Origin of the sequence: Kocuria sp. NPDC057446 (assembly GCF_042802875.1) — a bacterium.
GTDB lineage: Bacteria > Actinomycetota > Actinomycetes > Actinomycetales > Micrococcaceae > Kocuria.
This window is the reverse complement of record NZ_JBHVDI010000209.1, coordinates 1-5,258: the sequence shown is the minus strand read 5'-3', so window position 1 is coordinate 5,258 and position 5,258 is coordinate 1. Positions and strand designations below refer to the sequence as shown.

The following is a 5,258-nucleotide window of genomic DNA, read 5'->3' as shown; positions in this document are numbered from 1 at the left end:
GGCACGGACCCACCGTGCCGGGGCCGCGGCTACGCCCGCACCGCGCGCAGGTGCGCCAGGATCGCCGCGGCGACCTCCTCGGGCCGCTCCTCGGCGAGGAAGTGGCCGGCGTCCAGGGCGTGCCCCGCCGCCCGGGGGAACTGCCGCCGCCACAGGGCGAGCGGGTCCTCCCGCGCGCCGACCCGTCCCCGCGAGCCCCAGAGGACGAGGGCGGGCAGGTCCCGCTGCTCGTGCTCGTCCGCCTCGTCGATCTCCACGTCCGGGCCGGCGGCCGCGCGGTAGTCGCGGCACCAGGCGTCGACCACGGCGGGGTCCTTCGCCGCGTCCTCGTAGGCGGCGGTCGCCGCCGGGTCGAACGGGACCTGCGTGCCGCTGAGCCCCTGGAGCGTCCGGCGCACGAAGTAGACGGGATCGTGGCCGATCAGCGTCTGCGGCAGCCCCTCACCCTGGGCGAGGAACGCCCAGTGGTAGTACTGCCGGGCCAGCCACGCGTCCATCGACCGCCACACCTCCAGGGTGGGCAGGATGTCCAGCAGGGCCACGGACGCCACCGCCGCGGGGGCGTCGAGCGCCATCCGGTGGGCGGTCCGGGCGCCGCGGTCGTGGCCGACGACGGAGAACCGGTCGTGGCCCAGGGCCTGCATGAGCTGCACCTGGTCGGCGGCCATCGCGCGGAAGGTGTAGTCCTCGCTGCTCGTGCGCGAGCGGCCGTAGCCGCGCAGGTCGGCCGCGACCACGGTGAACTCCTCGGCCAGCACGGGGGCGAGCAGGTGCCACATGGCGTGGGTCTGCGGGAAGCCGTGCAGCAGGAGCACGGGCGGGCCGTCGCCGCCCGTGCGGGCGTGGATCGTGCCGTCGGCCACGGGGACGTCGTGGGCGGTGAAGTCGGGGAACACGGTTCCTCCTGGGCATCGGGATGGGCATCGGGATGGGCATCGGGACGGGGATCGGGGTCGGGAGCGGTTCGGGAGCGGGGCGGACGGGCCGCGCGGCGCGGGGACGGGACTGGAATGCGGGCCCGGCGGCGTTGTACGTGATGGGCTGGACCGCACACGCTCCAGCCAACACCAGCGAGGAACCGGGAGAAACCCCATGAACCACGCCCCGACGCAGTTCGACGACCCCGCGGCCACGGCAGGGCGCGGCACGAGGCCGGGGGAGCTCGTGGAGACCGCCGAGCGCTACACCGCCCGGACGTACTCCCCGCTGGACGTGGTGGTGGCCCGGGCCCAGGGCACGACCGTCACGGACGTGGAGGGCCGGGAGTACCTCGACTTCCTCGCCGGCTACTCGGCGCTGAACTTCGGCCACGGCCACCCGGCGGTCCTCCGGGCGGCCCGGGCACAGCTGGAGCGGGTGACGCTGACCAGCCGCGCGGTCCACAACGACCAGCTCGGCCCCTTCGCCCGGGACCTGTGCACCCTGCTCGGCCAGGACATGATGCTGCCGATGAACACCGGCGCCGAGGCCGTGGAGTCGGCGATCAAGGTGGTCCGCAAGTGGGGCTACGAGCGCAAGGGGGTGGCCCCGGGCCGCGCGCAGATCGTGGTGGCCGCGGGCAACTTCCACGGCCGCACCACCACGGTCATCAGCTTCTCCGACGACGACGAGGCGCACCGCAACTACGGCCCCTACACGCCGGGCTTCGTGACCGTCCCGTTCGGGGACCTCGCCGCCCTCGAGGCCGCGGTCACCGAGGACACGGTCGCCGTCCTGCTGGAGCCCGTCCAGGGCGAGGCCGGCGTGATCGTGCCGCCGCCGGGATATCTGCCGGGCGTGCGGCGGTGCACGGCCGAGCACGGCGTCCTGCTGGTCGCGGACGAGATCCAGTCCGGGCTGGGGCGCACCGGCCGGACGCTGGCGTGCGAGCACGAGGGCGTCGAGGCGGACCTCTACCTGCTCGGCAAGGCCCTGGGCGGGGGCGTCCTGCCGGTGTCCGCGGTGGTGGGCCGCGCGGACGTCCTGTCGGTGCTGCGGCCCGGCCAGCACGGCAGCACCTTCGGCGGCAATCCGCTGGCCGGCGCCGTGGGCCGCGCCGTCGTCGCCCTCCTCGCCACCGGTGAGCCCCAGCAGCGGGCGCGGGTCATGGGGGAGAAGCTGCACGCCGGTCTGGCGGAGCTGGCGCCGCTGGGCCTGGCCGAGGTGCGGGGCCGCGGCCTGTGGGCCGGGGTCGACATCGATCCGCGGCTCGGCACCGGCCGGGAGTGCTGCGAACGGCTGGCGGCGCACGGGATCCTCGCCAAGGACACCCACGGCTCCACCATCCGGCTGAGCCCGCCGCTGGTGATCACCGACGACGAGCTGGAGCGGGGCCTGGCCGCCCTCGCGGCCGTGCTCCGGGAGATGGCCCGCCGCTGACGCGCCGCCGGCCCGGCTCAGCGCGGTCCGGCGGTGTCCCCGGCGGCATCCTCCCCGGCAGGCTCCTCGCCGTGGGCCAGCGCCGACTCGATGCTGCCGGCGAGCTGCGCCGGCGAGGTCTTGGGGGCGAAGCGGCGGATGACGCGCCCGTCCCGGCCCACGAGGAACTTGGTGAAGTTCCACTTGATGGCGTCGCCCATGATCCCGCCGCGCTCCTCGCGCAGCCAGGACCACAGCGGGTGGGCGTCGGGGCCGTTGACGTCGACCTTCTCGAACATCGGGAACGTGACACCGTAGTTGCGGCTGCAGAAGTCGGCGATCTCCTCCTCGGAGCCCGGCTCCTGGTGCCCGAACTGGTTGCAGGGGAAGCCCAGGACCACGAGGCCGTCCGGCCGGAAGTTCCGCCACAGCTGCTCGAGGCCCTCGTACTGCGGCGTGAACCCGCAGTCGCTCGCGGTGTTGACCACGAGCACCACCTTCCCGGCGTACTCGGACAGTGGCTGCTCGCGCCCGTCGAGGGTCGTGGCGGTGAAGTCGTGCAGCGTGGTCATGGAGGCCTCCGGGGCGGTCGGGGACGACGGTCTGCACCCCATTCTGCCGCCGAACCCCCGCGCACGTCCCCGCCACGGGGGGAGGAGCGCGGCGGGAGCGCCGCGGGTCAGCGCCGCGGGTCAGCGCCGCGGGTCCCGCATGCGGGCCAGGAAGCGGAACCGGTCCCCGCGGAACACCGATCGGGTCCACTCCACGGGCGAGTCGTCCGCGGTGAACCCGAGCCGGTGGATCAGCAGGAGCGGAGCCCCCATCTCGATGCCCAGGAGCCGGACGTCGTCGGGGCCCGCGAGCCGGGTCTCCACGGTGTCCTCCGCCTCGACGATGTCGATCCCGTAGTCCTGGCGCAGCGCGGTGTACAGGGACCCGCTCCGGGCCAGGTGCTCCGCCAGGTCCGGCAGCGCCCCGGTGAGCAGGGCGATCTCGTGGGCCAGCGGCTCGCCGTTGATGAGCCGGATCCGCTCCACCCGCGCGAGCTCGGTGCCGGGGGCGACGCGCAGCCGGGCCGCGGCGTCGTCGTCGGCGGCCGTGCGACTCACATCGAGGACCTCGGAGGAGCTCTCGAGGCCCTGGGCGTCGGCGTCGTCGCTGAAGGAGGTGAGCTGGCGGACGTAGGTGAACCGCGGCGGGGCCACGAAGGTCCCGCGTCCCTGGGCCCGGCCCAGCACCCCTTCCGCCACCAGCTCGCCGATGGCCTGGCGGACCGTGGTCCGGGAGGTGGCGTACTGCTCGGCGAGCGCCCGCTCCGTGGGGATGAGCGTGCCGGGGGCCGCGTCCCGGACGAGCGCCCGGAGCTGCTCCTTGAGCAGGTAGTACTTCGGGACGGTCCACGGCTCCGCGCTCATCGGGCCAGCATATCGGCCGCGCCGCCCGGCCCGGGGGCGGTGTCCCGCGGCGTGTGAGCATTGACACACAAATTGGTCTAGTCCAAGCTGGGGGGGATGAGTGCTGTGACGATGGCGAACAGCGCGACGGAGAGAAGGGGTACTGCTGATGAGTGCACGAACGAGGCGCCGGTCGCGGGCCGTGGCGCTGGGAACCGGCCTGTCGATGGCCATGGTGCTGTCCGCCTGCGGCGGCGGCGAGGGCGCGAGCGGCAGCGCGGAGGGTGACGGCGTGGTGCAGGTCTGGGCCCACAGCGGCCAGTCCGCCGAGGCCGAGGCGCTCGAGGCGCTCGTGGCCGAGTACAACGAGTCGCAGGAGGACGTCAGCGTGGAGCTGACCCTCATCCCGGAGGCCGACTACACCAGCACGGTCCAGGCGACCGCCGCGGAGGACCTGCCCGACGTGATGGAGATGGACGCCCCGACGATGGCGTCCTTCGTCTACGACCGCAAGCTGGTGCCCCTCGACGACGTGGTGTCGCAGGAGACCCTCGACAACCGGATCGAGGGCGTGCGGGAGAGCGGCAGCTACCGGGACCAGACCTACGCCGTCGGCATGTTCGACGTCGGTCTCGGGCTGTGGGGCAACCGGCAGCTCCTCGACGCCGCGGGTGTGGAGGCCCCCGCCACCGCCGACGAGGCGTGGACGGCCGAGGAGTTCGAGCAGAACCTGCAGAAGCTGGCGGAGGTCAGCCCGTCGGGCAACGCCATCGACCTGGGCGAGGCCAACGGCTTCGCCGCCGAGTGGGGCACCTTCACCACCACCCCGGTCCTGTGGTCCAACGGCGGCACGCTCCTCCGGGACGGCGCGGCGGACGGGGTGCTCAACAGCGCCGAGAACGTCGAGGCGCTCGAGGAGTGGGCCTCCTGGAAGGAGCACACCGACCCGAACACCAGCGGCACCGCCTTCCCGGACGGGGACGTCGCCCTGACCTGGACGGGCAACTGGATGTACCCCACCTTCAGCGAGGCCCTCGGCGAGGACCTGGTCCTGATGCCCTTGCCGGACCTCGGCAGCGGCACCAAGGCGGGCCACGGCTCCTGGCAGTGGGGCGTGACGCCGGCGGCCGGCGGGGACCAGGACGCGGCCGGCGCCTTCCTCGACTTCCTGCACTCGGACGAGAGCATCGCGAGGATGGTCGAGGCCAACGCGGCGGTGCCCGGCAGCACGAGCGCGCTCGAGGGCAGCGAGCTCTACGGCGAGGGCGGCCCGCTGGAGCTGTTCGCGTCCAACCTGGCCTCGGCCTGCAGCTCCGAGGAGGTCACCGAGGACTGCATCGCGGTGGCGCGGCCCATCACCCCCGGGTACCCCACGGTCACGAGCTCCTACGGCAGCGCCCTCGCGGCGATCTGGGGCGGGGCGGACCCGCAGGAGGAGCTCGACCGCGCCGCACGGGCCGTCGACGCCGACTTCGAGGACAACAACGGCTACCAGGACGAGTGACCGCCGGGGCGGGGCCGCCCGGC

The 5,258-nt window shown here is 74.1% G+C and carries 5 protein-coding genes; 2 read left to right on the top strand and 3 right to left on the bottom strand.

The window, feature by feature from the left end; all coding sequences use genetic code 11:
* Positions 1-29: 29 nt before the first annotated feature.
* Positions 30-896, bottom strand: a complete 867-nt coding sequence (locus ACFU0Y_RS16910; protein ID WP_380215930.1) for an alpha/beta fold hydrolase — start codon at positions 894-896, stop codon at positions 30-32.
* A 196-nt stretch (positions 897-1,092) separates the two neighbouring features.
* Here ACFU0Y_RS16910 and rocD point away from each other — a divergent pair, with 196 nt between their 5' ends.
* Positions 1,093-2,358, top strand: coding sequence for an ornithine--oxo-acid transaminase (gene rocD, locus ACFU0Y_RS16905; protein WP_380215928.1), 1,266 nt, complete (start codon positions 1,093-1,095; stop codon positions 2,356-2,358).
* 17 nt (positions 2,359-2,375) lie between these two features.
* Here the strand turns inward: rocD and ACFU0Y_RS16900 are convergent, their stop codons facing one another.
* Both ACFU0Y_RS16900 and ACFU0Y_RS16895 read right to left on the bottom strand, forming a co-directional pair.
* Positions 2,376-2,909 carry a glutathione peroxidase gene (locus ACFU0Y_RS16900; RefSeq protein WP_380215926.1) on the bottom strand — a complete coding sequence of 178 codons (534 nt, stop codon included), beginning with the start codon at positions 2,907-2,909 and terminating at the stop codon, positions 2,376-2,378.
* 120 nt (positions 2,910-3,029) lie between these two features.
* Positions 3,030-3,752 carry a GntR family transcriptional regulator gene (locus ACFU0Y_RS16895; protein WP_380215924.1) on the bottom strand — a complete coding sequence of 241 codons (723 nt, stop codon included), beginning with the start codon at positions 3,750-3,752 and terminating at the stop codon, positions 3,030-3,032.
* A 148-nt stretch (positions 3,753-3,900) separates the two neighbouring features.
* Between ACFU0Y_RS16895 and ACFU0Y_RS16890 the strand changes: the two genes are divergently transcribed.
* Positions 3,901-5,235 carry an ABC transporter substrate-binding protein gene (locus ACFU0Y_RS16890; protein ID WP_380215922.1) on the top strand — a complete coding sequence of 445 codons (1,335 nt, stop codon included), beginning with the start codon at positions 3,901-3,903 and terminating at the stop codon, positions 5,233-5,235.
* Positions 5,236-5,258 lie beyond the last annotated feature (23 nt).